Origin of the sequence: Orientia tsutsugamushi (assembly GCF_900327275.1) — a bacterium.
GTDB lineage: Bacteria > Pseudomonadota > Alphaproteobacteria > Rickettsiales > Rickettsiaceae > Orientia > Orientia tsutsugamushi.
In genome coordinates, this window is the sequence record NZ_LS398548.1 from 2,203,069 (window position 1) to 2,227,791 (window position 24,723).

Sequence of the window (24,723 nt, forward strand, 5' to 3'; positions counted from 1 at the left end):
GATTTGTAGTAACTAGTATTATCACAAATAAGATAATAACTATAGTTGAAGCATTTCAGCAATCTTTGATTGTGTCATGCTTCTCTTCTTTGAGTAAACTTCATTTTAGATAGATATAAAAATAATGCAATAATGAATCCATTAGCAATAATGCTAATTATGGGGCTACTTAATTACTTATCGATAGAATTAGCTATTGCTAACTCTTCGCCTACATGGTTTTTTATGGTACAATGATAAACATGGTCATGAGCCTGATGACTCTACTTCTAAGTTGATAAATTTGGCCCATGATCATAGAATCGAGGAATTAAAGGAGCAATTTAATGGAGCTCAGCGTATAGCGCTTGATAATCCAACGCTCGAAAATGTAATTACAGCCCAAAGATTGCAGAAGCAAATCATGGAGAAGGCGCATAAGTTTGCTACTATGTGGCAATTAGCTACTCTACTTGATTATCAACTGATTAATGCTCATGAGCCATCTAATAGCTTACATAGAAAGCTATATCAAGAAAAATCAGAGCAGAAAAACGACTTAAAACTCAAAAACATTGCTAAAAACTGGGGCTTGATTCTGCAAGTTAAAGAAGATTGCTTGCTCTGTAAGGCCTTTATGCCTATTGTTCAGGGCTTTGCTAATAAATATGCATTTCAGTTGCTAGCTGTCAGTAAGAATAATGAGTTGCTTAATAAACTAAATCCTAAGCATATTGTACCTGTATTATATCTAGTAGCTAGCGATGGTAAAAAAATATATTCAGTAGCTAGAGGCATAATCTCTGAGAATAAAATTATCGACAATATTCTAGCAATCGATAGATATTATCATAAATTGGAGACTAGATGAGCATCAAAATCAGAGTTTATGTTATTGCAGCATTATTTTTGCTACAAGCTCTAGTATCACTAGCTTGGAATATCGAAAACGTATTTCAAGGAATGAGTGTTAATGTTACTAGATCTGGATCATATCAGAATCAAGCGGCTGGATATTATGCGGCTGGCGGATTATCTGCCAGAACAAGCCAAACATCCTTTCAGCCATTTGCTATAACTCCACCATCTTTAAACATGAGCTGTAGCGGTATTGACGCCTATCTTGGTAGTTTCTCTGTTATTTCTGGAGAAGAATTAGTTCAACTAATGAAGAATATTGGTTCTCAAGCTAAAGTTTATGCATTTTCATTAGGATTAAAAACATTTGCTCCACAGATTGAGAACGCTCTCAAGGACTTACGTAATCTAGCAATGGAGATGAATCAATTTGCTAAGGGAGATTGCGAATTAACAAAAGCATTATTTGCTACAGCTTTACCAAAGAACTGGGCTATGAGAGAAGCTGTTTGCCGTGATATACAGTCACACAGCGGGTTTGATTATTTTGCTGCTGGTAAAAAATGTCGTAATGATTTAGCCCAAAAACAAGCTCTGCGACAAGCACAAAATAAGGATTCAGAGTTAATGCTTGATGATTATAACATCTTCACTAAAGCAGCAGCGAAGGTTGGAATACCATCAAATATGCGTGATTCAATCATGTCTATGACTGGCACTATCGTGGTTACAAACAATAATGTACACTTTTATGACTCATTAGCTCAGGATGAAAAAAGTTGGATTAGTCATTTAAAAGGCGGAGAATCAGCCTCGATTTACAGTTGTGATAATGTCAGTTGCTTGCATTCAACGCTTGCGACGAAATATCACAATATCACCAGAGAAATCTTATGCAGGTAAAGCTAAACAACAATTGACTAATCTAAAAATTAAATTTGGTAAGAATACTGAATTTAGTGACCATGAAATAGCCTTTTTATCTTCGATTGGAGATATATTCCCAATTTATGATTATATCATATTAGAAGCTATTTCTGGAGTCACAATTTTAGATAGCTCATCAGAATTAATAGCTAGCTATACATTAGTTCAGCATTTGAAGGAAGTAATCACCGAAATACGTAGAGCCGTTACTTCACTAGGTGCTAAGCAAGTTTCGAATGAACATTTAGAAAGATATTTGAAGGAATTGAATCGGGTACAACTTTTTGCAAATGAGAAATGGACTAGCCTACAAACAGATGCAAGTCGAATAGATAAAAGGGCTAGATTAATAGAGCAGCATTTAATAGCGAAGGAGAAAAGTTAATGGATTACGTAATATACACATTTGGTGGTGGAGATCTGTTATGGCATGTGTTTAACGGCATAGGCAGAGTCTTTGCTTCAAATAGCGAATACTTCACTCCAGTAGGCCACTTAGCCTTGACTATTGGCGGCATATGGGCTGCTACTAGGGCTATTTTTAGAGGAAATATCGGCATCTTTGCTATGGAGTGGTTCTTTCCATCGATATTTATTTTTACGCTGTTATTTGCCCCCAAAGCTACTGTTTGGCTCAAGGATGAGGTATCAATGAGTGCACCAGTAAAAGTTGATAATATTCCGATAGGTATTGCAATGTTTGCTTCTCTTTCATCGCAAACGAGTTACTTTGTGTCCAAAATGTTGGAAAATCATCTTTTACCGGCTTATGAAGGACTATCAAGCAGAAAAACTGGTATTATGTTTGGAGCTAAGGCTGTAGCTAAGATTCGAGATGTGCAAATACATGATCCAGTAACTTTAACTAATACTAAGGAATTTCTTAGACAATGCTTTATGAAGCCTTACATCATAGGTAATATTCTAGGCAAAAAAGCAGCTGCTCAACAAACTAATGACATTATAGGATTTATCGAGCAGAATATACCTAATAATTTCGGTATTTATTATCGTGAGCCTAGTAATTTAGGTATTAGTTTCAAGACATGCAGACAAGCTACTCCATTGATTAAAGCAGCAATTCATAAAGAATTAAATGAAGGGCTTCTAACAAAGTTCGCAGCAGCGATTGGAGTTCAATCTGATCAGTCAAGCATGTTAAGTCAAAGACTAAAAGTCATGACTGGCGACACACTAAAATATTTACAGAGAGAGCAACAAGACATTCATGAATGGATGAAGCAAGCTATGCTACTTAATGCTAATCGTGAGTCATATGATGACTGGCGTGAGAAGTTTTCATTATCACGAATTTATCCTAATCTGGTGAGTATGCATGCAATCAGAGGGCTCTTTCAACAATCATTTTCGTATCTAGTCGCTGGGGAAATGGCTGCTCACATGATGCCTATTTTACAATCTGTTTTTTTTGCATTAGTAGTTTCAATGATCTTTATTGTATTTCCAATGGGCTTACTGCCTGGTGGTTACAACATACTCAAAACATGGATTCTATTAATAATATGGGTCAGCAGCTGGCCAGTATTTTTTACAATAATCCATTGTCTAGGAATGATCAGCTTATCCAGTAAATCTGGAGCTTTCGGTAGTGATTATGGTCTGAATATGCTATCGCAAGGAAGCTTTGCAGAGATGATTTTATATAGCTATGCGACGTTTCAAATGCTTGCATCATCAATACCAATGCTTTCTTGGTCAGTGATAAAAGCTTGCGCTCATGCTACAGCTAACTTAGCCAGCCAGTTCTCTCCTATACAAGTTGCTAGCAGCTTAGGAAGTAATATAGTCGACAATAACTTGAGTATGGATAATTACAGCATAGGCAATAGAACTATTTCTCAACAAAACCTAGCTCCTTCATTACATATGGCTGCTATTATCAATGATGGTAGTATAAAAGTCACTACAACGGATGATGGTCGACAAATTATAAATAAAAACGTAGATTTATTATTAGATAACTACCGCTCTTCTGCACTGCTACAATCTGGATATCAAAACCAGTTTGTGCGTTCACAGAGCAATCTTGATTCACTGACAAAAAAAGAGTCCAATCTTATTTCAACAGGAAACTCCATTACCATGGAAATAGCCGACAGGATAACTCATGATGAAGCTCTGTATATAGGTCTAACTGAGAGTGAATACCAAGCTCTGCAGAAGGTTGGTTCTAGTAGCATTGCTACTACTGAGTATACAGGTACTAGCCACAGTAAAAGTAGTAGTACTAGTACTAGTGCTGGAGGTGGGGTGTGGTGATTTAATACTAAATATCATTGCAGAACATGAAACAATGTTAAAAAGGTTAACAGAATTGAAGAATTTTACTGGAGTAAAAGAGTATGAGCAAAAACTACAGATATTGAAAAAATACTCTTGAGATAGATGAATTTTCAGAATCAAGGAAATTTCACCAGGGGCTCGCAGTTATTTGCCCATAAGTTAAGAATGTTTGGGCAAGGTAGTACCAACGTTTTTATAATTGGATTAGGATTATCGATATTCTGGATTATATGTCGATTATATCAAAAAGTTTTTCTGAGCAGCTTGTATTATTTTGCAATTGAAAGATATGTGCAGCTTAAGCTAGCAATTGGTGAGCATTTTTATGATATCGATCAAATAGGCATTAAGTTTTATAGTTTAAGGTTTAAAAAATGGATGCACCTCAATGCTCAAGACTTTTTGCATGAGTTTTATACAGGCAAACATGGATTTAAAATACAGCAATTATGGGAATTCTTAATCAATTCAGCATTGTTAGAAGGATTAATTGTTTTTACTATTGGTGTGATAATCTCAATTGTTTTCTTTACTGCTCAAGGCAAAAACACGATTATTAAGGCCAAAATTAGAGGTGCTGATTTTGTAGAGTGCAAATGCCCTATCTAAAATGCTAAAAAGCGCTAAAAAGGCCTCGAAAATCCGTTTTGGAGGCTTGCCATTAGTAAAGAATAGTGAAAGACTACATATTCTTATTACTGGAACAACAGGTACTGGTAAAACTAATATGCTTAATGAACTGCTGCCACAAATTCGATTACACAAAGATCGAGCAATCATTGTAGACACAACTGGAGCTTTTACTGATAGATTTTTTGATCCTAAATGTGATAAACTGCTTAATCCTTTAGAAAAAAATAGTGAACAATGGTTGCCTTGGAATGATTGTTTTGAAGCAGCTGATTTTCATGATATAGCTAGTAGTTTTAGTAATTATACTCCTAAACTTGATGACTTTTTTGCTAAAAATGCTGAATTAGTCTTGTCTGAAGCGTTGAAGCTATATAAGGATGATAAAGATATCATAAAACTAATTCATACAATCATTTACTCTGATAATAGACAATTTGCAAAAGCTTTTAGAAACACTGCTGTATCAGGTATTATAAGTGAAAGCGCGCTCGAAACTTCTGCAGGAATTCAGTCTACGCTTGGAAAGAATATTACTTCGCTACAATATTTAAAGCCTGGAGGTAGTTTTAGCATAAAAGAATGGTTTAGTAATTCAAATGAAACTAGCTGGCTATTTATCACAGCTAACCCAAATCAAAGAGCTACTTTATGCCCACTTATTTCAGCCTGGATAAGCATAGCTATCAAGGCTTTGATGTGTAGAAATCCTAATCATGATAACAAAAACATGTGGTTTATACTTGATGAACTTCCAGCTCTACAAAAAGTTTCGTCTTTACCAGTTGCTTTAGCTGAAAGTAGAAAGTATGGAGGCTGCTTTGTTGCTGGATTGCAGAATATTCATCAATTAGAAGCAATATATGGGGCTGCTGAATGTGCTTCTATGCTGGATTTGTTTAATAGTAAATTTATTTTTCGAGTTAGCGATCAGGTTACAGCTTATAAATCAGCATTAACACTAGGTGAGCAAGAAATTATTGAAACTCAAGAGAACTTGTCATATGGATCAAATACTATGCGAGATGGGGTAAATATGAATAATGTTGAGCGTAAAAAGATTTTAGTTATGCCATCTGAAATTATGAACCTACCAGACCTTACATGTTATGTAAAGCTTGCCGGTAACTTTCCTATCACAAAACTAACTATGCAGCTACAAAACTTAAATACAGCTTTTGTTTGTGAATATAAATTGCTCAAAAAACTTAAGTTAGTAGAGTATTAATTCGAAAAATTAATACTCTATGTTATTTTTTAAATTAATCACTTCTTCTTTTGACAATCCAGTATTTTCAGAAATAAATTCAACTGAAAAGCCAGCTTTTAATAAGTTTCTTGCAAGCCCTTGTGCGGCTTCAGCTCTGCCTTCAGCTCTGCCTTTAGTCTCACCAAGCTTTATACCTTCAGCTCTGCCTTCAGCTCTGCCTTTAGTCTCACCAAGCTTTACACCTTCAGCTCTGCCTTCATCAATATATTTTGCAGCAATAGTTCTCATAATATTACCTTTTTCTTCTTCAGATAAATACTTAGCCAGAACCTGCTCTAATTCTGGTTGCTGACTCTCTAGTAATTTAGTATCAGTATACCATAAAAATGATCTTAGGTAAATATAGCCTTTTTCTTTATCAAGTATTAAAACATGTTTGAACTTTATTAGAAACTCTTCCCAAAGCTTTAACATATCTCGTTGATGAATGTGCTTTAGCATATATTCGAGCATTCCGATATGCTTTTTCCTAACAATTTCATCATTCGACATACTTTGTAAATCGACTAATTGATAGTCAGAGGTCATTAATTGCTTAGCTATCATTGAATCGGTAAATAAATCCCACAAATTCCTAGGTGCGTTGTAGACTTCTTTGCCGTTGTAGATCACTAAATTATACACTAATGGTAATTTAGTTTTTTCTTTCTTATGCCTTTCGCACAATAACAATGTGTATCTCCATAACCGCAGAGCTGTCCAATAATCGACGGTTGATTGAGCTTCAATTAATATATAAATAAAAGCATTGCCATGTTTTTTGGTTGCAACTTTATAGACGATATCACTGTATTTTTTCTTTAACGATTCTTCTATATAACTCTCTTGCTCTACTTTTATTTGTGATAAATCTATTAAACTCTTGAAATTCATTGGTAAATAATACTCTAGAAATTCTTGTGCAGCCACTGGATCGCTCATGATTGTCTTTGCCAATGAATCATGCTTTAATTGTTTTGTCATATTTTTTCACTCTATAGTTTTTTAAATAAAAAATGCTGTGTCATACTCTGCCTAGTGTTTCGGACATAATCCTGGTTGTATATTAGTTTGTATTGATTCAATTTTTTCATTAAGTTTTCTTATTTCAGGGCTGATAATATTTCTAACAGCATATAATCCTTGAGTTTTTAATACATTATTGAAGTCATTTTTGACTGTGCAGACTACTGCTTCCTTATCCTCCAGAACTTTTTCAGCTTTTTCAGTATTTACGTCATTTTTAACTGCTAGAATGATCTTTTCTTTTGGGCCAGGATTATAGTTTTGCAAATTTTCGGCTTCAATTGCACATAAGATTTTGCCTTCGACTCCAGCTTGTTGAATGGTTAACGCTGTTTCAATATCCTTTGTAATGATTGTTACAGGTGAGTATTTTGAATTTTGTTGAGCAATTTCAGCAAATGATCCACTAATTGTACCAATAGATTTTTCTGGAATATCAGCTTTATTACAGGTTTTTGAATTCAGAGTTAATATCTTAGCTCCAGTAATTTCGCCTGTTTCATTTTTAACAAAAATAGTGAGTGCAGGCCAGGATTTTTGAGTCTCTTCATCAAAAACCATATTTGCTCTTAAATTAGAATTGTTAAAGATTTTTGAACTATAAATTTCTGTATGGTTTTCTAGATATTTATTAACTACTATCGTTTCCACCTTAGCTTCCTCTTCTTGTTTAAAGTAGTATAGAGATGACGATTTATTATACAATTCTTTAACATTCGTAATATTATTTTGTTTTGCTATACTATTATTTTCTGTTTGAGTAAGTTTGGTTGTTTCAACTGCCTTAGTCAGTTTAGTAATTTCAGGTTCTATAATGTCTCTAATTGACTGGTCTCCACAACTTTGCAACAGATTATTAAAATCACCATTTTCTGGTGGTTTAACTATACAAGTTATTGCTTCCTTCATTTCTAATATTTTTGCAGCTTTAATTACAGTATTATTAGTTAGAGAATTTTTGCTATCATTATCTGCTGCAATGATGATTTTTTCACCAGGAAATGGTGAATAATTTGTCAAATTCGAAATTTCTGCACTAGCAATGATATTACCTTTAATTCCTGCTTGCTGCAAGCTCAATGCTGTTTCAGCGCCTTCTGCTATAATTGTTATATTAGGGTCATTCGCATTTCGCTTTGCGATTGTTATGAACGATCCGCTGATTTTACCGAAAGATCTTCTGTTAATTGAAATATTCGCCTTATCTCCTGCCGAATTTAGATATACGGCCTGTACTCCTGTAATTTCTCCTTTTGAATTTCTTGCAAATGCTGTCAATGCTGGATAATTTTCTCTCGTTTGAGTATCAAACAGTATACTTGCTTTTAAGTCTGAACTTGCGGTGCTTTTGTCAAAAGTAATACCACGATTTTCAAGATACTTTTTTACTATTTCAACTTCTGCGCTTGGGCTCGTATCTATCTCATAACCATGTATTCTGCTTGATAGTTCATACAAGTTTTGAACTTTTGCGATTTTAACACTTTCAGATTGTTGAGTGTATTGTTGAGAATCGTCAGTCTTAGGCGGTCTCTGATACCGTTGACTAATATTAGACATTCCAACCATACTTTTCAAATATTCCTTTGCCTCAAAAAAGCTGCATACTCTTTCTCTTTGAACCAGGGATAATAAATCACCCTTTTGTCCTGTACTAAAGTCATACCATTTTCCAGCACGACTACCACCAATGTTTACTACTATTTTGCCACGATCTCCCCAACGTATTCTTCCGTGTCTGAATAGGCGCTCATTTGGATCTCAAAGAACCTCACAAGCTATAGTTTCAACTCTACTAGCTATTTGATCCTTCAATTCTCGTAGTTCTTCCTCGCTATTTGAATAATAGACTTCTTTCGAAACTAGACAATGAAGTAGAATTGTGTTATAAAAATCTGATTTAAAGTAATAATGAAATTCGATCAGATTAAAGAGTTAAAGGATGAAAAATTTCGTCGATTAACAGGAGTAAGGAATGGAACATTTTCAAAGATGGTGGATATTTTGAGGAAAGCTGATGGTCTTAAGAAATCAAAAAGAGGACGTAAAAATAAGCTCAATTTGAAGGAACAGTTGCTGATGGAATATCTAGAGAATACCGCACCTATTTCCATATAGGTCAGAACTATGCATTTAATATTTGCTGCTATAAAATATTTCTAGCAAATATGCCTTTGTAACATCCATTCTTAATAACTTGCTATTCTTTGATTATATTTCATACTCACCATTATCCTAACTAATTTGGTATTCTTAATGTCCAATAAAAGCAAATAGTTTGACAGTAGTTAGCAAAAACCTTTACAATCAATAATAACAGTAAAAAAATATAGGGTGATGATGAATAGTACTATAATAATGGACAATATTATATCAGCAAAAGCTCACATTTGGTATATGGCTGAGTGTGCTAAGTCTTTAGGCAATAAATACGTATTTAAGCATGTAACTGAATGTATAATTTTTACAATGAAATATATTCATTCAGGTGTGTATGAGATACAGCCTAAGCTGCTATGCGGTACTAATCCTAATTCTGAGGATAAATTGTTTGAAAGTGCTAATACAACACTTACTATGCAAAGTGGTGAGTACATGCCAGCTGATATAGTAAAAACTCTTCCTGAGTGCGAGCTGCATGACATATTTGCATATACTAATAATACAGCTTCCTGTAATATGATTACTAACACTAGTTTTTGTTTTACTAAGTGTAAAATTAGTGACTGTATAAATTATTTAACAGAAATCTCTGAGAAATTGTTTGCTAATAATGTTGATAGTAATGAAAATACTGTTGGCTTGCAAGATTCTAAAGAAAATTCCTATATACATTCCTTATTAGCTAGAGTAGGGGCAGTAGAAATATTTGGTTTTTGTGTTATTACAGCAATGGTCTTAATAGTTCGCCTTGCGTATAAGACTAAGTTGGAAATTAACAATTTAGATATTAAAAAAGGTGATAGTGTTGTTGAGCTATCAAATGTAGAAGTGCAAACAATAGATAATAACACACATGAACATATTTATGCATGTATTGATGAACATATTTATGCACATGCTAATGAACATATTTATGAAACTATACAACCAAAAGGAGAAATTATGATACAAACAGCAGAGGTTATAGAGGTTATATAGATACTTACTTTGTGGTGCATATTAATAACCATACTATATAATATGTGCTACCTATGACTTATAACTGAAATATCATTAAAAACAAATGTCTTTTTTCATCTTAAAATTTTTGTAAATAGAACTTAGATATCTAATGCTAATTTTTTAATTAAAAAATCTTTAAAGAGATTGATATATAGAGCTTAATTTACTAACGCTAAGTCAAAGCATAAAAAGCATACAAAGAATAATATTTTGTAATATATTACATTAAATACAATCTTACTTCAGAACTATGCATTTAACATTTGCTGCTATAATAGACCTCTTTCGAAACTGGTTAAGGTAGTTCAAAATTATTGCTGACAAATATCGAAATAGACCTAAAAGATTTTCTCTTAGATTTAATTTGATCTCTGGCATTTATAATTTTGAACTACCTTAACCAGTTTCGAAAGAGGTCTAATAATCATTTTGTCTATAGTTTTGAGCAGATTGATATTGCCTTACTTCATTTGCTTGAACATTATTATTCTCCTCTACAACTTTTGAATTCATAGAGTCTGTCTTAGCTGTGCTAAGCTGCTCTATTAGATTAGCAACATATTTTTTGTAGCTTGCACGTTGTAGTACAGCCGTACTTGCTCTGCATTCCCTATCATGCTTATGTTAGAACTTTCTATGCCTACACCATTATTATGAAGAACATATACATCTTTTTTGAAAGCTGTTTGTGGGTTACAAACTGTTGTAGCATATCCATGTTTAAAGCTTATTTTATTTAAATCAAAACTCACCTCTTTTCCTGTGTCTGTCTTAACTACAAATTCATTTTTATTAACAGAAGTTAAAGTTGCAAATTCACTATTTTGTATTTGTAAATCCTTATCGTTTGTTTGAAATACGATTCTATCTCCTAACATATAGGACTCTTCCCTTCCAGCAATTGAACGCCTATATTCTGTGCCTTTTAGCGTACCATTTGCTTTTAACAAAGACCTAATACTTGAATTAAGAATGTCGACATCTTTATTACGTACTGTAATTACCAATTTTTCATGTGGTTTAAATTTGCTTAGACTCCAGTTGTATATTAACTTACTCATTGAGTCCTGCAACGTATTATCAAACCTAACGCAGTTATTTTGCCTCAGTAAGGTTATACCGCTTAAAATATTACTCTCAGCAAACTCCATTGCTGCTTCTCTGCTCCAGTTTTCACTTTGTCTTCGAATATTTACTAAAACATGTGAACCAAAAATATTACTCAGCATCTCAAACATTCCACCTCTTTCTATTGAAGCTAACTGCTTTTCATCTCCAGCAAGTATCAGTTGACAATTATTGTTTCTAACTACTCTAAACAGCTCTGTATAAGCTTTAGTACCTACCATTCCAGCTTCATCTACTACTATTAAGCTGTCTTGCATAAAAATTTTTTTTCGATTATATAAAAATCCTTTTACTGTATAGACCTCTGTATAACCTTTGCTCCTCAGCTCTGATACTGCCTTATGAGTAGGAGCAAGACCAATAACTTTTTGTCCACGATTTGTTGCGAGCTTATGCGCTTTTATTAAAACATAAGATTTTCCTGTACCAGCTCTTCCTCTCAAGACTCTAACTCCACTAGTGCTAAGCAAAATATGCCTTAGCGCTTGTTTCTGTTCTTCACTAACATTTGTTAGACCTTCGATATCACTTTTAAGATTGTAAATATCGTTGTAATAAACTCGATCATTGATTTTATTAGCTATTCTGATTATTCTCGTCTCCTCATTTCGAACCTCAATTGTCGTAAAATATTTGCTACTTTCACCATCATCATGGTATAACTCTAGTATTCTATTTGAACTAAGCACTTTCTGAACTAACTGTTCTCTTGCTGTTAGATCTGGTATATCTTTTACTGCTTTTTCAACATCCTGCTTAGTAAAAATAGATTTGTAATGTGTTATAGAATCTGTTATTACGTCAGCATCATTAATAATCTTCAAATGAGCCTCTTTACGTAACTCATTTTCATTTAATACTTCATTAATTAAATTCCTAATTCTACGAGGTCCAATATGCTTTCCAGGTACTTCGCTTGTCTCGTCAACTCTATATGGTAAGCCTAATTCAGCGAAATATGCATTAGTTTCTTCTTTTGCTATTTCATGAATCATCTTGGAATCTTTAATAATACGCCACTGACCTTTTACTGTTATAAATTTAGCCTCTAAGTCAACAGCTTTATCACCCAATTCTTCACCATTCTCTTTAAATCTTCTTGTAGTAACCAATATATGCACATGCCAGTTTTTATCTCCTATTTGAGGCTTATGAATGTCTATCTGTACTCCAAGACCATTTTGCACCCATTCCATTGCATCAACTATTCGATGAGTTAGTTCTATTCTATGCTCTAAATTTAGCTCCTTCTCGTCTGGCAATGCTATTACTATATCCTTCAACAACTGGCTGTTGTCTTTTTTTGCTGTTCGTTCTACCTCATTCATTAATGTTTGAATATTCTTGAATTCTTGTTTTACATAATCCGGTATCAGCACTGTATGATATACGTTATCTTTCTTACGAGAGAAGTTATACCTTATACCTGTCTGCTTATTTTTAACAATAGTTCTTGCATTATACGCTGCCTTACGACAACTATCACCTCCTTCACTTCTACGTAAAAATTCAATCCTTGCAAACTGTATAGCCATCTCAATACCAATTCTCACCTGAGTTTTAAGTTAGCATGGTTTTTTTGATTTTGCTAGCACAAACTTCTTTTTTTTAACATTCAATCGGTTAATGAGTACTCATTTTTTAGCAGCAATCTTTATAGATTGCATATTGCGTAGTGCGACATGAGGTCGCTCAAACAGAGACTACAGAAATGTAGCAAGGTTGCATTTAAACCTTAGTTACCGCTATTGCGGTGCGAGATTGGTAACGGTCTTGTACTAAGCGCGATAGAAAGCCTAACTAAAGTACTAATCTGGATGGGAAATAGGGGCAAGGTAAAGTTAAAATTGGTTAAACGAAAGTGAATCTTCGTATGGAAAATATCGTCAATGCAGAAGCAGATACTCCAGATAAATTCTGTTATAAGGATAAAGCTGAAAAGCTTAGCTGTAAGAAGGAATACGCAGCCTTCTTTAAAAATGCCAGCTCCTCGGTATAAAGAAGATAACCAACTTAACGTCTCTCTGATGAGTGAAACATGGTAAGCCTATTATTAGGCAACTGATAGTAGGTAAGAGAGGTCTTAGAAAGCAAATGACACTAAGTCGAAAGACTACAGAAATTAATAACTGAGTGTATAGGCATTTATATGCTAATCAGAAATGATGCTAACTTAAGACTGGTGATTTACCCTAAATAGGTAAACAAGATTATGAATTAATTGGAAAAGTTGGATGCTAAACGCAAATGTAACAATTGAGACTAAAGATAATTTCAAGAAAATCTATTGGCATTCAATAGACTGGAAAGAAATTATACAAAAGGTTAATAATCTTCGTAGACGTATTTATAGGGCATCTGCAAATGGTAATATGAAGTTAGTACGTAACTTACAAAGATTGATGTTAAAATCAAGAGCAAATAGGTTACTTGCTATAAGACGTGTTACTCAAATCAACAAAGGACGAAAAAGTCCTGGAATTGATAAAATAGTTGTTAAGACAGATAAAGAAAGGAGTCTGTTGATGGAAAAGTTAGCAGATAATAATCTATCATCTGTAAAACCGATTAAGCGTGTATACATACCAAAAAGTAATGGCGAATCTAGACCTTTAGGCTTGCCAACTATTGTGGATAGGTGTAGACAGGCTGTTGTAAAATCAGCACTTGAACCATATTGGGAAGCTAAGTTTGAAGGTTGCAGCTATGGCTTTAGACCTGGACGTAGCGCTCACGATGCAATACAGAGAATATCTGGTATTATTCGACATGGAACCAATAGAAATTGGATATTAGATGCTGATATTAAAGGAGCATTTGATAATATTGATCATAATTTTCTTTTGAAAATTATAGGAAATTTCCCTGCTCGTAATTGGATTCAAGCATGGCTTAAATCTGGTGTAATGCAGGATTATCAAATTATCAAAACAACAGCTGGTACTCCACAAGGTGGATTAATTTCTCCATTACTTTTAAACATAACTCTTCATGGAATGAGTGATATACTTAATATTATCTATAATAAGTATGATCACCTATATTCTAAATCCGAATATGCTTTAGTGAGATACGCTGATGATTTTGTCGTTTGCGCTAAGTCAGAAAGCTCATGTATCAGAGCCAAAAGTATTATTAATGATTGGTTAAGTATTAGAGGCTTAGAATTGTCAAAGGAAAAAACCAGGATACTTCATATTAATGAAGGTTTTGATTTCCTTGGATTTAATATTCGACAATATAAAACCAATAGTACAAGAAGAGGTGTAGCTCTACTAGTTAAACCGTCTAAAGACTCTATAAAGTCGTTTAAAAAACGAATGTCAATAGAATGGAAAAAAAGTTTCTCATGGAATATTGATAGAATAATTGATAATCTAAATTCTAAAATATTTGGATGGTGCAGTTATTTCAACAAAGTTGTGTCCAAGAAAATTTTTTCCAATTTAGACTGTTGGATGTGGATTCTACAAGCAAGATTTGCATGTAGAAAACATCCTAAAAAATCCTGGGAATGGCTTAAGAAAAAGTATTGGGGTCGCATTAAAGGCAGAAATGATAATTGGGTCTTTATGAATAAAGATCTATATCTATGGAAATTACAATGGACAACGATTAAACGACATATTCTTGTTAAAGGTAAATCTTCTCCTGATAATTCAAAACTTAGAGAATATTGGCATAAACGTCAGGCTGATAGCCCTAAGTATTTGTTTAAATCTAGGCAGATTCTTTGGCGTAGACAAAAGGGTAAATGTCTTGTTTGTTTTGATTTAATAGATAATGGTGAAAGTGTTCATGTACATCATATAACACCTATAAGATGTGGTGGCACTGACCATATTAACAATTTGTGCTTATTGCATGAAAACTGCCATCGACAAGTACACAGTAATCGCGGACAACTTATTGCAGCTGTTTGTAAATTGCTTGAGCCGTATGCGGAGTAATTCGCTTGTACGGTTCTTTGGGAGGAAAAGCGCTTCTGCGCTTACCTACCCGCTTAAGCTTATTCTTTAATGAAGCTTCTAACCTTGAATTCACGTTTTTTTGACTATAATTATTTGATGTTGGTTTGGTAGGCGCGGTTTTTTTTCTTTACTGGAATTGTATTTTGATATATTCTTGCCTGATTTTTTTATCTTTCTGAATTACTAACATGGCAAATCTTATGCAGCAAAAAATTACTCTTCAACAAAAAAAGGCTAGGCTAATCATGGATGAGGTTAACCTTAAAATTAAAGAACGTAAAATGCGTACTCGACGTCTTATCGAAATGGGTGGATTAGTTGCTAAAGCTAAGCTTGATCACTTACCAACAAATACTTTATTTGGTGCAATTGTTTCACTAAAAGAAACTTTAACACAACATCCAAATGTTCAGGATCATTGGACTACAATAGGTAAAGATATTTTTGATAAAGAGCAGCAAAATAAAGCTGCTGTGATTTTAAAATTTTCCTCTGAACCAGACGAAAACACTAAGCTCCACATTCGCCTTCATGGCTTAAAATGGAATAGCTTTCGTCAAGAATGGTGCGGCCATGTTAAGGACATTGAAGCCTTAAAGAATGGCCTTCTCAATGTTCAATATAATTTAGAACTTGTATCTTAGTTTTTAAATACTTAGTATACTGCAGTAGGTTGATATAGCATTTAAGTTTCTATTTCTAGCATAATTGGAACATGATCAGATGGCATATCCCATCCCCTGGCATCTTTGATGATTATACAAGATTTAATTTTGGATTCTAAAGGGTGACTAATCCACATATGATCTAGCCTGCGACCGCGATCGGATTTGCTCCAGTCAACATTTCGATAGCTCCACCAGGAATACAATTTTTCGTGTTTACCTGAAAAAAAGCGCACTGCATCAATCCAATCAAAGCTAGTAATATTATGCATTAATTTTTTTCGTTCAATATCTGTATGAGACACAACATTGCGTAATTGATAACTTGACCATACATCACTTTCTAATGGCGCAATATTAAGGTCTCCAAGCAGTATAATCTTATCTTTTTTAGACTTATTATTCAAAAACCAAGCATTCATAAAATCAACATAGCATAATTTATGCTTAAACTTTATATTTACATTTGCATCTGGAATATCTCCTCCTGCAGGCACATAAAAATTATGTATGCTTAACTCTCATATGTTAATAGCAATATGCCTTTTTTCATCATTATATAGATTTATTACAAACGTAGATTCAAATGAAATTCTGGATAAGATTGCTACTCCATTATAAGATTTTTGTCCACTATAAGTAATATATTTATATCCTAAATTTATGCATTCTGTTACTGGAAACAGCTCGTCTTCTACTTTCGTCTCTTGTAAAGCAATAATATCTGGATTATATAGATGAACTAATTTTTGTAAAAGAGGTATACGTATCCTAATAGAGTTAATGTTCCAAGTAATTATTTTCATTTTAAAAGTTAATTTTTTCTATTGTGCTATATTTTTCTGTTTCATACTTTGGCCTTTTTATATTAATACCAAGAAGACGTTACAACAATTACTATTTTTGATATCATATAGTTTATATAACTCTATCTTAATATTAGAATATATGCTTTGAAACACGCACATTAACTAGCATAAAGCTTACAGTTTATTTAGCTCTATGACAATTTTTGGTAGATTAAGGTACTTAGCAAGAGGTATAAATTCTTGTTGAGTTTCTAATATGATTTCTTGCCTTCTTTTGAGTTGCTTTATGAATATAGTTTTAATATTATCAAATCTATCGAATAGTTTAATTAGTAATAGTAATTTGTGTTCAAAAGCAATCACATTCTTAAAATGTTCTAGCATTTATAGACCTTCTGCATTATGACTTTCATACTTTTATTTATCCTAAATTTGCGTTATAAGCAATAAATAAACCGTTATTAATTGAAACTATATACGAGATAATATACAATTCTAACTGTATATTATCTCTTGTATAGCTTTTGCCTGATACTTTCTATCTCTTTTTATTGTCCTAAACTGGAGTTATTATTAATTCTTACTTAATCTGATATCTTTTGTAATACTTATTCCAAAATGTAAGCTGAATCTCATGCTGTACCAGTAATGATGAATCATTCGGTATCACTACTAAGGATGCAAATCGATTCGCCTGCTAGATGACTAATAGTGCCAAAAGTATGGCAACCTGCATTAATGCTATCTGCTGGCTTATCTAATGCTACTTCTGTGTCATGATCTCTATTTAACGCAGAATTGTCACACTGACGTTTACAAGCGTAAGAATGATCTTCATGATCATCATAACATGATTTTCGTTTTTCTACTGATTGCATAACTTCTTCAGTATGCATCTCTCTTATTATTTGCAGATTTTCAATATTATTTTCTTGATAGCCTTCTATCGGTTGAGATTGATTGTTAACAGTTGAGATATTTGCTGCTTCAGTGAGTATCTTGTTTATTCGAGTATCATACATATCTAGCCCCAACTCTAATATATCATCTAATTCTAGATTGCTCGTATTTATCTCATTACTACTGTTCTCAATATCATCTTCTTCTAGATATATCTTATTCTGCCTAGATACGGATCCTTCATAACAATATGGTGCTTCTTTTTCTGCAGTTATTAGCATAGAATCTGATATGTTAGCTAATTCTTGACTATCACTATGCGTACTTATCTCATCACTATTGGTTTCAATATCATCTTCACTGTGTTTGTCTATACTATTGATTTTGTTAAACGCTCTATTTATATTGATCTTGTTAAACACCCTATTTATATTGATTTTGTTAAACGCGCTATTTATGATGTTCAGAAGATCTTTTTGACACTTATCTTTCGCACTAGCTAATGTCGGTTCTGATGCGTAGAAAGATATTAAGTTCTCTTCGTCATTTTTATGCACTTTTATCATTTCAGCAAGACTCTTAAATATCTCAGTCAACAAATCTGCTGCCTCAGATTTTGCCGTAATTAACTTACCGGAAATAGTAGAAAAAGGTATCTCTAAGTCGTATAGTGCTTTTAGCATATTAATATTTAAAGTTAGTACTTTTAATGTTTTCTTTAGTGCAAGTATATCAAGTCTATGATTATGGAGTAACATACATGTGATATTGGAAGGTTCTATTATTCTAGCTGGTGATAGTAGTTTTTCTAAGTTATCTAATTGTATACTAGAAATCAAATCATCAAAATCTTCATTTGTGAAAGTGCTTTTCCAAGGTTTTTGAAAAATTTCCCTGAAAAAAAATTTCATAGAACATGAATAACCTTCTAATTTATTGTTGTTAGCAATGTATAGGTCGAATGGATTTTGTTTTATCGTTGTCTGATTCGTAATATTATTATCAACATCATAATTAGAACTGTTAATATCATAAGACTTTAGTTTCGATTTTTTGAGAAAATTCAGAACATACTCTACATACGCTTTTTGTTTACATTTTTCTTCATATGTATTTCCTGGCCAATTTTTCATCTTTTGCTTAAAACCTTCGAATATATTTTTTAAATGACCTGGAGTAGCAGATCCTGTATGACAGTACCTACCTGAAATAGTAGAAAAAAATATGTGTAAGTCGTATAAGTTTTTTAATATATCAATATTTGAAGTTAATTCTGTTAATGTGTCTCCTAATATATCTAGCTTGACCGTATGATGATCACCTATCATACTTGTAATATTACGGACTTCTATTAATCTAGCTGGTTGTAGTAGTTTTTCTAAGTTATATAAGTTTAGATTGTAAACGAATTTATCAAAATTTTTACTTGAGTAAATACATTTTTTACACCACTGAAAAATTTGACTTAAAAATTTCTTAGAGCACGGATAAGCCTCTAATAATTTTGTTCCTAAGTTATCTTTGTTATCAAGGTATTGGTTGAAAGTATATAAATTATCTTGTTCACCATATGGCATATAAATTCCTTTTATTGATTCATTAAATAAACCCTCCTCCTCTATATACTCATTTTCTAAATAATCTATAATGCAAATATAGCATTACTTGATTCAAAATCAAACAAAAAAACTAACAAAATTAAATTAATTTAAAATATCTATTAAAATATCTTAAGTTTTTTATGTGAAGTTATTTATATAAACTAGCGTTTGATATAAAGTGATATGCTAGATGATAACAAGAATAAGAATTATACTTGTAACGCAGGATTAGGATAAGAAAAAGTTAAAAACAGATAATGTACAATAGACCTCTTTCGAAACTGGTTAAGGTAGATCAAAATTATAAATGCCAGAGATCAAATTAAATCTAAGACCGAATCTTTTACGTCTATTTCGATATTTATCAGTAATAATTCTGAATTACCAAAGAAAACAAGCAAGAAAAATCCTTTCACTAAAAATGATAAAAAGAATAATCGTAGATTCGCAGGAGAAAGGGTTGTAAATGAAAACATTATTGGTGTGCTAAAAAACGGTTCAAAATTATTGCTGATAAATATCGAAATAGACGTAAAAGATTCGGTCTTAGATTTAATTTGATCTCTGGCATTTATAATTTTGATCTACCTTAACCAGTTTTGAAAGAGGTCTATTATTAATTGATGATCCAGAACGATAATATATCTATGCTAAGCAGCTATACTCCATTGTGCAAGTAGAAAATGTAATGCTATGTATGCTAGTTAGAAAAAGCTTGTATTCTAACTAGCATAAAGCTTACAGTATTTATTTAGCTCTATAGCAATTTCTTGTAATTTAAGATATTCAGCAAGAGGTATAAATTCTTGCTGCGTTTCTAGTATGATTTCTTGTCTTTTTTCATAAGGTTTTATTGATACAGTCTGAATATTATGGAATCGGTCGAAAAGCTTAATTAATAATAGTTCTGTTTTATTTTGTCTATAAAATGTTTGAATCATTTCTCTAGAACTGATTTTTTTTATTATCCTTAATCCTGGTGAGATCTGAAACCTGTTCTGCAATATTATGACTAAATTCTTGACCTATTTTTTCTTTAGTTAGTGTTGTGTCTTCGATGGTATCATGTAGTATTGCTGTAATAATCGTATCTGTTTCAAAGCTGTAGTCTGATACCATATAAGCTACTTCTAATGGATGTGTGTAGTATAGTTCTCCTGTATCTCTCTTTTGCTGACCATGATATTTTTGGGCATAAAATATTGCTTTTTCAACTTTATCAAGATCAATTTCAGTATTAAATCTTACGTTGGTTTCAAACAGCTTATTTAGTAAGCTCTCGCTATAAAAGTTTATCATTTTTCATCTCTAAATAATCTTTAATAAATTATACAATAAATTAAACTTTTTATATACTTCAATCTTAGATAAAAACTGCGAAAGAAGCGAATTAATTTGATTAAAAAAGTTGTACTGGAATATTGCAAGTAATGGTTGTAAACTTGTCTTTTTCGCTTTCTATTTCCATTTCTCCATTAAGTTGATTAATAAGGTAATTTACAAACCATAATCCTGATTCAAGCATTAGCGGATAGTCTCGTACCAACTCAAAATCAGCTAATTTAGCTTTTATATTCCCTAATTTTTCTTTTGAAATACCACTTCCTGTATCGTGTATTCTAAATTGTAGTATGTTATCGCTTTTTATATAATTTTTTACAGTAAACAAATGAACCGTAATTATAACCTGGCATCTGTGATTAAATCTAATGACGCTTCCTATTAATTGACTTAATATAGCTTGTAAGTGATCACTATTTCCAGTCACAATATCCTTCATTTTGTACTGAAAATTGTAATTGATTTTTATATCTTTCTCTTTTGCAATGTCTTCTAGTCTCCTGACGGCATTTTTTACTAGCTTTTGTATGCTAAATTTTTTTAAACATAAATTTTCATGCTCAATTTCGCTTCTAAGCGTGTAAACTACATCATTACAGTACTCTTGGAGATTTGCTGATCGATTTAATATTGTTTCCAGCTTATCTTTGTTTTCCGAATCATTTAACATGATCTCGCTTGCTAGCCTTACAATTTCACTCGTTGCAATATTAAATCTATATTTAATCTCCTGTATTAAATCTGTACAATATTCTTTCAATGATTCAGCTGCCTCGACCTGATACTTCGCTTTTCTTAGCTTTGTTATTATTTCCATATATTCATCGATATTCTCACTCTCTCCATTCACCAACGTAATTGGTATTGGAGGAATTTGTACCATCCATTTGTTAATTGTTTTCTTCTTTTCTTTCATAGCATTCTCCTAAAGAATAATTCAAACTAGTTATTGGCACTTCAAATGAAAAAGTTATGTAATTATTTTCCTCTTTTGCTCTTAGTCTTCCTTTTAGCTGATCTGTAAGATGTTTTATAAATGCTAATCCTTCTCCTAGTTCTTGATACGTTACCAAATTCAAATTCTCTAGTTCAGCATTTATTCTTTCTAATTTTTCTTTAGAAGTGCTTAGTCCTATGTTTTGTACTGTAAATTGTAATATTTCTGAATACTGATTGAGGTTAATAGTAATCTTGCTATTTTTGCTGCTATTTATAATAGCACTACCAATTAACTGACTTATTACTGCTTTTATTCGAAAACTATCTCCAATCAGAACCGTCTTTATGTCATTTTGAACATTTAGCTTTATATTCTCATTTTCAAAATGTTCCCTCATTCTGATAACGGTATTATTTATTAGCAATTCTATGTTAAATGTTTCAATCCTTACATTCGTTGATGCTATGTATTGTCTAAATAAAAAAATTATTCCATTTAGAGAAGCTATTATATTTATCTTTTTTTTATCATAGTTATTTACGATTCGCCTAAAATATTGTATCCAATCTATGAAATTTATGCTTACTTGCTCAGATTCCTCTAGCTGGCAGTATAGTTTTTGCATTTCACTATCTATCTGTTTTATTGTTGTGCTATTAATTCCCTCTGTGGATAATTTTTCGGTTAATTTATTGATTTTATTTTGACCTTCGTCTTCAATAGGCATAGAATCCTCCTGCTGTATTAGTTTATATAGCAGCTAGAGATTTAAAAAGTAAATTTTAGGTTTATCGTCTTTAATCTCTAGCAGAATATTATCTAAATCTTGAATCTCAGATAATATCAGGTACACAGTATCATTTAGATTTTTATCAGTACATGACTTTTTGTCATAATTATGAAAAATTTTTCATCTTTTTTAAAGTAGATGCGAAATTGTCGCATTGTTATTTACATCTAAAAAAACAAAATATCCTTCAAAATTAGATATACAATTGATTCTGAGTTATAAAAAAAGACTTTGATAATTTAGTATATTAACTGAAAAAGTTCTGAACTTATCTTATTGCTCTTAATTTAAACATCAGGTTCGAGCACGTCTTTAAAACGACCCATAATATCACAAATATAAAAATCAAGTGCTGTATTAACTAAGTCAAAATCTTTTTTTTCTATCGAATTAAGATCTTCTTTTATTTCAAGCTGCCCTTGAGCCAATAGTAGTTGTTTGATAATTACGTTTCTTTGTTTCGAATTAATACAATGATAATACTTAAGTGTGCGGTATAGTAGTTTTTGTTCAAGATAAATTATATTCTTAAAATGTTCTGGTGTAATAAATTCCTGAAAGGGTTTGATCCCTTTATTTATTAGCATATTGCTAGAACATTTTTTGATTGGTATTTCAAGTGCTATGGAATGCATTCGTATAATTTTATACATACAAAAATCAAGAAAGTTTTGACCTTTCTTATTCCAAATAAAATCATTTTCATTTGTTAATTTTAAAATATATTTTTGTTCCTTTCTGGTTAAGTTATAATTTAGATCAGTTAAATAACCTGTTAAACATTTTTTTTGCTGATCTATTGTTAAATTAGATTTTATCTTTATAAGATGAGTTATTAGAAGTTGTATTAAATTTTTTTGTTCTGTATGACTGTGCAAGTCATTAAAAAAAGCAAACCATTTTTCCTGTGAAACTGAAAAAATTTGTGTTGCTTTATTTTGTTTGCGTAGGTTAAACATTCGATAGAACAAGTGTTTTGCTGCGCTTAAGACTTGTATATGCATACTTTACTCTTTAAAACCCCGCATAATATTTAACAATTATATATTTATTATTAATCTTGAGTTATAAATTGAGATAGCCTAAAATAATTAGGCCATTAGCAAAATGTAAAACGTAGCTATGGAGATATCGTATTTTTAGATTTTTTTTTGTTTATTGTTATTTTTATAACTAATAATCATAGCATTACTTTTGCTATTTGAAGTAGTAATTAAAGTGTAGCTAGAGATTCATTTGTACCTTTACTAACAGATTCTGAAGTTTTAATGAAATAACCTCTAGCTAAATATTATCTAAATCTTGAATCTCAGATAATATCAGGTATACAGTATCATTTAGATTTTTATCAGTACATGACTTTTTGTCATAATTATGAAAAATTTTTTCATCTTTTTTAAAATAGATGCGAAATTATCACATTGTATCTCTAGCTACAAAAATATCATTCAAAAAAGATTTATAAAAAAAGCTCTGTAGCAGTTATTATTACTGGCTTTAAGGCTTGTTTTCTGCTATAATTCATAGCAGAGATTTAATTAATCAAAAATTCTTGTGTCAATAGCAATTTCTAATGAACTAAAGCCTTTTCTCCATTGAGTTGGAGGCAAAAGGAGAATTGTTAATAAATTAATAGAGCATCTTCCTTCAGGGCCACACTATAATTACTATGAACCATTCCTTGGAGGTGGGGCTTTATTTTTTCAAGTTAGGCATCTGTTTAAACAATGTTTTTTTCTGATATTAATCTCGACTTAATTACTAGTTATCACGCTGTAAAAAAGACTTCTTCATTACTCATATTGGATTATATACTCAATCAATGAACAACGCAATCCTGTTAATGAGCTAATCATTACTAACTATTCGAACTAACTACTTGACCTGAGCTTAGCAATTAAAGATGAACCCGCAATCCAAATCGTATATGAATAGGAAGTGGTCTATAGTTAGCAATTGTGCTACATTCAATGTCTAAATATGTATCTCTTGATAAATTTATTGTTGTACCAACTCCCAAGTCTATACCAGTACCGCTATCACTATTGAAAGCTGATACTAGGCCACCTGTAACAAAAATTGATGCTTTGTTACCTTCAATTATATTGTAATAATAATTTCCTTGAATAAAGTTATCTCTACAGTTGTGATGACACATAAATCCTAATCTTACATCCATTCTGTGCCGATTTAATCTATAACCAATTCCAGCTTCTAATGTATCGTAGTTAGTAACAATACCAGTTGAAAATTTTATATAGAATTGCGAAGTATCAATACCACCTTTAGAGGCATTGAAGTTTACATTATTATTCGCTGTACATATCGATGGTGAAGATAATACAACGAATGCTAATATAACAGCATAACCCGGTTGTAAAAGTAATTTCAAAACATTCATATTAACTTCTCTTTTTAATATTAACATATTAGCTATCTG

General features: G+C 31.9%; 17 protein-coding genes and 8 pseudogenes. 14 read left to right on the plus strand and 11 right to left on the minus strand.

Features of this window, described 5'->3' with window-relative positions; genetic code table 11:
* Positions 1 to 196: 196 nt before the first annotated feature.
* The 6 genes and pseudogenes from DK405_RS11425 to DK405_RS11445 all read left to right on the plus strand — a co-directional run bounded on the left by DK405_RS11425 (position 197) and on the right by DK405_RS11445 (position 5,926).
* Complete coding sequence (locus DK405_RS11425) at positions 197 to 850, plus strand: conjugal transfer protein TraF (protein ID WP_231967717.1); 654 nt, start codon at positions 197 to 199, stop codon at positions 848 to 850.
* Positions 847 to 1,740 (plus strand): conjugal transfer protein TraH, encoded by an 894-nt coding sequence (locus tag DK405_RS11430; RefSeq protein WP_331828127.1) that lies wholly within the window; start codon positions 847 to 849, stop codon positions 1,738 to 1,740. The genes DK405_RS11425 and DK405_RS11430 overlap by 4 nt, the downstream gene beginning before the upstream one ends.
* Entirely contained in the window at positions 1,694 to 2,149 is a 456-nt protein-coding gene (locus DK405_RS15540; protein WP_331828126.1) for a conjugal transfer protein TraH, read from the plus strand. Before DK405_RS11430 ends, DK405_RS15540 begins: the two co-directional genes overlap by 47 nt.
* Positions 2,149 to 4,044, plus strand: a complete 1,896-nt coding sequence (locus tag DK405_RS11435) for a conjugal transfer protein TraG N-terminal domain-containing protein (protein WP_231967775.1) — start codon at positions 2,149 to 2,151, stop codon at positions 4,042 to 4,044. The genes DK405_RS15540 and DK405_RS11435 overlap by 1 nt, the downstream gene beginning before the upstream one ends.
* On the plus strand, positions 4,031 to 4,165 hold the full coding sequence (locus DK405_RS15235; protein WP_269459330.1) for a hypothetical protein: 135 nt from the start codon (positions 4,031 to 4,033) through the stop codon (positions 4,163 to 4,165). The genes DK405_RS11435 and DK405_RS15235 overlap by 14 nt, the downstream gene beginning before the upstream one ends.
* 5 nt (positions 4,166 to 4,170) lie before the next feature.
* Positions 4,171 to 5,926, plus strand: a pseudogene (locus tag DK405_RS11445) (type IV secretion system DNA-binding domain-containing protein).
* 9 nt (positions 5,927 to 5,935) lie between these two features.
* Here the strand turns inward: DK405_RS11445 and DK405_RS11450 are convergent.
* The gene (locus tag DK405_RS11450) at positions 5,936 to 6,931 is read right to left on the minus strand and encodes an Rpn family recombination-promoting nuclease/putative transposase (RefSeq protein ID WP_064613309.1); all 996 of its coding nucleotides are present in this window, start codon (positions 6,929 to 6,931) and stop codon (positions 5,936 to 5,938) included.
* Positions 6,932 to 6,982: 51 nt separating this feature from the next.
* Positions 6,983 to 8,542, minus strand: a complete 1,560-nt coding sequence (locus DK405_RS11455; protein ID WP_064612665.1) for a DUF7146 domain-containing protein — start codon at positions 8,540 to 8,542, stop codon at positions 6,983 to 6,985.
* Between the two features lie 342 nt (positions 8,543 to 8,884).
* Between DK405_RS11455 and DK405_RS11460 the strand changes: the two are divergent.
* The 3 genes and pseudogenes from DK405_RS11460 to DK405_RS11470 all read left to right on the plus strand — a co-directional run.
* Positions 8,885 to 9,111, plus strand: a pseudogene (locus tag DK405_RS11460) (helix-turn-helix domain-containing protein); the annotation flags it as partial.
* Positions 9,112 to 9,313: 202 nt separating this feature from the next.
* Positions 9,314 to 10,114 carry a hypothetical protein gene (locus DK405_RS11465; RefSeq protein ID WP_045912952.1) on the plus strand — a complete coding sequence of 267 codons (801 nt, stop codon included), beginning with the start codon at positions 9,314 to 9,316 and terminating at the stop codon, positions 10,112 to 10,114.
* 328 nt (positions 10,115 to 10,442) lie between these two features.
* Positions 10,443 to 10,538, plus strand: a pseudogene (locus DK405_RS11470) (IS5/IS1182 family transposase); the annotation flags it as partial.
* A gap of 145 nt (positions 10,539 to 10,683) precedes the next feature.
* Here the strand turns inward: DK405_RS11470 and DK405_RS11475 are convergent.
* Positions 10,684 to 12,819 carry an AAA family ATPase gene (locus DK405_RS11475; protein WP_410522044.1) on the minus strand — a complete coding sequence of 712 codons (2,136 nt, stop codon included), beginning with the start codon at positions 12,817 to 12,819 and terminating at the stop codon, positions 10,684 to 10,686.
* Positions 12,820 to 13,139: 320 nt separating this feature from the next.
* Here DK405_RS11475 and DK405_RS15240 point away from each other — a divergent pair, with 320 nt between their 5' ends.
* From DK405_RS15240 to DK405_RS11485, 3 genes are all read left to right on the plus strand, one after another.
* Positions 13,140 to 13,265 (plus strand): hypothetical protein, encoded by a 126-nt coding sequence (locus DK405_RS15240; protein ID WP_269459331.1) that lies wholly within the window; start codon positions 13,140 to 13,142, stop codon positions 13,263 to 13,265.
* A gap of 235 nt (positions 13,266 to 13,500) precedes the next feature.
* Complete coding sequence (gene ltrA / locus DK405_RS11480) at positions 13,501 to 15,216, plus strand: group II intron reverse transcriptase/maturase (protein ID WP_109510722.1); 1,716 nt, start codon at positions 13,501 to 13,503, stop codon at positions 15,214 to 15,216.
* 209 nt (positions 15,217 to 15,425) lie between these two features.
* Positions 15,426 to 15,881 (plus strand): conjugal transfer protein TraD, encoded by a 456-nt coding sequence (locus tag DK405_RS11485; RefSeq protein ID WP_064612663.1) that lies wholly within the window; start codon positions 15,426 to 15,428, stop codon positions 15,879 to 15,881.
* A gap of 41 nt (positions 15,882 to 15,922) precedes the next feature.
* Here DK405_RS11485 and xth read toward each other — a convergent pair.
* From xth to DK405_RS11500, 3 genes and pseudogenes are all read right to left on the minus strand, one after another.
* A pseudogene (gene xth / locus DK405_RS11490) lies at positions 15,923 to 16,708 on the minus strand (exodeoxyribonuclease III).
* A 161-nt stretch (positions 16,709 to 16,869) separates the two neighbouring features.
* A pseudogene (locus DK405_RS11495) lies at positions 16,870 to 17,050 on the minus strand (HD domain-containing protein); the annotation flags it as partial.
* Between the two features lie 317 nt (positions 17,051 to 17,367).
* Positions 17,368 to 19,188, minus strand: coding sequence for a hypothetical protein (locus DK405_RS11500; protein ID WP_045912934.1), 1,821 nt, complete (start codon positions 19,186 to 19,188; stop codon positions 17,368 to 17,370).
* 387 nt (positions 19,189 to 19,575) lie between these two features.
* Here DK405_RS11500 and DK405_RS11510 point away from each other — a divergent pair.
* Positions 19,576 to 19,805, plus strand: a pseudogene (locus DK405_RS11510) (transposase family protein); the annotation flags it as partial.
* A 129-nt stretch (positions 19,806 to 19,934) separates the two neighbouring features.
* Here the strand turns inward: DK405_RS11510 and DK405_RS11515 are convergent.
* The 4 genes and pseudogenes from DK405_RS11515 to DK405_RS11530 all read right to left on the minus strand — a co-directional run bounded on the left by DK405_RS11515 (position 19,935) and on the right by DK405_RS11530 (position 23,287).
* A pseudogene (locus DK405_RS11515) lies at positions 19,935 to 20,511 on the minus strand (HD domain-containing protein).
* Positions 20,512 to 20,611: 100 nt separating this feature from the next.
* Positions 20,612 to 21,469: a sensor histidine kinase gene (locus DK405_RS14735; RefSeq protein WP_064612662.1), complete on the minus strand. Its 858-nt coding sequence runs from the start codon at positions 21,467 to 21,469 to the stop codon at positions 20,612 to 20,614.
* Entirely contained in the window at positions 21,444 to 22,220 is a 777-nt protein-coding gene (locus tag DK405_RS14740; RefSeq protein ID WP_064612660.1) for an ATP-binding protein, read from the minus strand. Before DK405_RS14740 ends, DK405_RS14735 begins: the two co-directional genes overlap by 26 nt.
* A gap of 350 nt (positions 22,221 to 22,570) precedes the next feature.
* A complete protein-coding gene (locus tag DK405_RS11530) occupies positions 22,571 to 23,287 on the minus strand; it encodes a hypothetical protein (RefSeq protein ID WP_064612658.1) in 717 nt (238 codons plus the stop codon).
* A gap of 550 nt (positions 23,288 to 23,837) precedes the next feature.
* Here DK405_RS11530 and DK405_RS11535 point away from each other — a divergent pair.
* Positions 23,838 to 24,067, plus strand: a pseudogene (locus DK405_RS11535) (DNA adenine methylase); the annotation flags it as partial.
* Between the two features lie 113 nt (positions 24,068 to 24,180).
* On the opposite strand, the gene DK405_RS11540 reads toward DK405_RS11535, so the two are convergent.
* Positions 24,181 to 24,684 carry a hypothetical protein gene (locus tag DK405_RS11540; protein WP_109510755.1) on the minus strand — a complete coding sequence of 168 codons (504 nt, stop codon included), beginning with the start codon at positions 24,682 to 24,684 and terminating at the stop codon, positions 24,181 to 24,183.
* Positions 24,685 to 24,723: the final 39 nt, after the last annotated feature.